Annotated in this window: 2 rRNA genes; both read right to left on the reverse strand. The window is 50.1% G+C overall.

Annotated features, from left to right (window positions below):
* Positions 1–82 (reverse strand): 5S ribosomal RNA (rrf, locus tag HMPREF0518_RS09145); the annotation flags it as partial.
* A 71-nt stretch (positions 83–153) separates the two neighbouring features.
* Positions 154–3057 (reverse strand): 23S ribosomal RNA (locus HMPREF0518_RS09150).
* Positions 3058–3153: the final 96 nt, after the last annotated feature.

Raw genomic sequence — 3153 nt, forward strand, 5'->3', positions numbered from 1 at the left:
ACCAACTACTTTCGGCGTTAAGAAGCTTAACTTCTGTGTTCGGCATGGGAACAGGTGTATCCTTCTTGCTTTCGCCACCGTACTCTTTTGAGCTACTACGCTCAAAACTAAACATAATCTCTCGCAAAAAACCTTCTTCTGATTGCTTGGCCTTTGGTCAAGTCCTCGACTGATTAGTACTGGTCCGCTCCATTCTTCACAGAACTTCCACTCCCAGCCTATCTACCTCATCGTCTTTGAGGTGTCTTACTGCTTGCGCAAAGGAAATCTCATCTTGAGGGGGGCTTCGCACTTAGATGCTTTCAGCGCTTATCCCTTCCGCACATAGCTACCCAGCGATGCTCCTGGCGGAACAACTGGTACACCAGCGGTGCGTCCATCCCGGTCCTCTCGTACTAAGGACAGCTCCTCTCAAATTTCCTACGCCCACGACGGATAGGGACCGAACTGTCTCACGACGTTCTGAACCCAGCTCGCGTGCCGCTTTAATGGGCGAACAGCCCAACCCTTGGGACCGACTACAGCCCCAGGATGCGACGAGCCGACATCGAGGTGCCAAACCTCCCCGTCGATGTGAACTCTTGGGGGAGATAAGCCTGTTATCCCCAGGGTAGCTTTTATCCGTTGAGTGATGGCCCTTCCATGCGGTACCACCAGATCACTAAGTCCTAGTTTCCTACCTGCTCGAGCTGTTTCTCTCGCAGTCAAGCTCCCTTATACCTTTACACTCTGCGAATGATTTCCAACCATTCTGAGGGAACCTTTGAGCGCCTCCGTTACACTTTAGGAGGCGACCGCCCCAGTCAAACTGCCCACCTGACACTGTCCCTGGCCTGGCTTACAGGTCGAGGTTAGAGCATCCTTCAAACAAGGGTAGTATCCCAACATCGCCTCCAGCAAAACTAGCGTCCTGCTTTCCTTGGCTCCTACCTATCCTGTACATGTTTAAAAGATACTCAATATCAAGCTACAGTAAAGCTCCATGGGGTCTTTCCGTCCTGTCGCGGGTAACCCGCATCTTCACGGGTATTATAATTTCACCGAGTCTCTCGTTGAGACAGTGCCCAAATCATTACACCTTTCGTGCAGGTCGGAACTTACCCGACAAGGAATTTCGCTACCTTAGGACCGTTATAGTTACGGCCGCCGTTTACTGGGGCTTCAATTCAAACCTTCGCTTACGCTAAGCTCTCCTCTTAACCTTCCAGCACCGGGCAGGTGTCAGCCTCTATACGTCATCTTACGATTTTGCAGAGACCTGTGTTTTTGATAAACAGTTGTTTGGGCCTATTCACTGCGGCTAACCATTCTCATGGCCAGCACCCCTTCTTCCGAAGTTACGGGGTCATTTTGCCGAGTTCCTTAACGAGAGTTCTCTCGCTCACCTTAGTGTTCTCCACTCGACTACCTGTGTCGGTTTGCGGTACGGGTATGTTCTCTCTGGCTAGAAGCTTTTCTTGGCAGTGTGACTACCACACCTTCGCTACTTTTAATTCGCTCCTCATCACGACTCGTGTTGCTGGTTAGAAGCATTTGACTCTTAACCGCACTTGTCGCTTGAACATCGTTCCATCGCGATGCGTGCTTCACCTCCTGCGTCCCTCCTTCGCTCTTAACGATTGAACACAGTACAGGAATCTCTACCTGTTATCCATCGACTACGCCTCTCGGCCTTGCCTTAGGTCCCGACTTACCCTGGGCGGACGAGCCTGCCCCAGGAAACCTTAGTCTTTCGGCGGATAGGATTCTCACCTATCTTTCGCTACTCATACCGGCATTCTCACTTCTAAGCGCTCCAATTATCCTCTCGGTTAACCTTCGCCGCACTTAGAACGCTCTCCTACCACGTACTTACGTACATCCACAGTTTCGGTACTATGCTTAGCCCCGGTAAATTTTCGGCGCAGCGTCACTCGACTAGTGAGCTATTACGCACTCTTTGAATGATGGCTGCTTCTGAGCCAACGTCCTAGTTGTCTACGCAACTCCACATCCTTTTCCACTTAGCATAGATTTGGGGACCTTAACTGGTGATCTGGGCTGTTTCCCTTTCGACTACGGATCTTATCACTCGCAGTCTGACTCCCGTGTATGGATATCTGGAATTCGCAGTTTATCTGGATTCAGTAACCCCTGACGGGCCCCTAGTCCAAACAGAGCTCTACCTCCATTATCCTCTCCACGAGGCTAGCCCTAAAGCTATTTCGGAGAGAACCAGCTATCTCCAAGTTCGTTTGGAATTTCACCGCTACCCACAACTCATCCCCGCAATTTTTAACTTACGTGGGTTCGGCCCTCCAGCGCGTTTTACCACGCCTTCAGCCTGGTCATGGGTAGGTCACTTGGTTTCGGGTCTACGTCACCTAACTTCTCGCCCTATTCAGACTCGCTTTCGCTCCGGCTCCGTCTTTTCTGACTTAACCTCGCTAGATAACGTAACTCGCCGGTTCATTCTACAAAAGGCACGCCATTGCACTTTAATGTGCTTTGACTACTTGTAGACACACGGTTTCAGGTTCTCTTTCACTCCCCTTCCGGGGTTCTTTTCACCTTTCCCTCACGGTACTGGTTCACTATCGGTCACTAATTAGTATTTAGCCTTGCGAGATGGTCCTCGCGGTTTCAACCGGGATTTCTCGTGTCCCGGCCTACTCAGGATTCTGCTAGGCGCGCTTGCAATTTCGCTTACGGGGCTCTCACCCTCTCTGGCTTACCTTCCCAGATAATTCTGCTATCACTCACGCTACCACGTTGCAGTCCTACAACCCCAAATGATAAATCACTTGGTTTGGGCTCTTTCCTCTTCGCTCGCCGCTACTAAGGAAATCGATTTTTCTTTCTCTTCCTGCAGCTACTTAGATGTTTCAGTTCACTGCGTATTCCCTTGATTGACTATCTATTCATCAACCAATAATGCATCGCTGCATTGGGTTCCCCCATTCGGACATCTCCGGATCACTGCGTACTTACCGCTCCCCGAAGCTTTTCGTAGTTCGTCACGTCCTTCATCGGCTTTTAGTGCCTAGGCATTCACCGTGCGCCCTTTTCTACTTGACCTTACTCAAGAATTCTCTTCTCGGTCGCCTTGCAATCTGTTCTCTTTGATTTTCTCGGTTTTTTGCTTGGATTATATTCAGTTTTCAATGTACTAGC

This window comes from Lactobacillus helveticus DSM 20075 = CGMCC 1.1877 (genome assembly GCF_000160855.1).
GTDB classification, from domain to species: domain Bacteria; phylum Bacillota; class Bacilli; order Lactobacillales; family Lactobacillaceae; genus Lactobacillus; species Lactobacillus helveticus.